The organism is Bradyrhizobium sp. NAS80.1, from assembly GCF_001908205.1.
Classification (GTDB): Bacteria; Pseudomonadota; Alphaproteobacteria; order Rhizobiales; family Xanthobacteraceae; genus Bradyrhizobium.
In genome coordinates this window covers 1-503 of record NZ_LGHL01000518.1, presented here as the reverse complement: position 1 = coordinate 503, position 503 = coordinate 1, and the positions used below count along the sequence as shown (strand labels likewise).

The 503-nt window shown below is 57.7% G+C and carries 1 protein-coding gene; it reads left to right on the top strand.

Annotated elements, in window-relative coordinates:
• Positions 1-479 (top strand): IS30 family transposase (locus AC629_RS44620; protein WP_143199979.1); only part of this gene is annotated, 479 nt, incomplete at its 5' end.
• Positions 480-503 lie beyond the last annotated feature (24 nt).

The window sequence follows — 503 nt, the reverse complement described above, 5'->3', positions numbered from 1 at the left end:
TTGAAGATCGTGCGGTCCCAGGCCACTGGGAGGGCGACCTGATCGGCGGATCGAGGAACAGCTATGTCGCAACACTTGTCGAGCGCCAATCGCGCTACGTGATGCTGGTCAAGGTTGCGAACAAGGATACCGAAAGCGTCGTCTCGGCGCTCATCAAGCAATCGCAGCGACTGCCCAGCGAACTTTATCGATCGCTGACCTGGGACAGAGGCAAAGAGCTCGCCGATCATCAGCGTCTGACATTGGCTACCAAGATCGAGGTCTACTTCTGTGACCCTCGCTGTCCCTGGCAGCGCGGGTCAAACGAAAACACCAACAGATTGCTGCGCCAGTATCTTCCACGTGGCATCGACCTGTCCCTGTACAGCCAGGCCAAGCTCAGCGCGATCGCCAAGCAGCTCAATGAAAGGCCACGAAAGACCTTGCTCTTTCAAACCCCAGCTGAGAAGTTCGCAGAATGTGTTGCGGCGATCAGTTGAACCCGCCACGTGACGTGCCGCGCT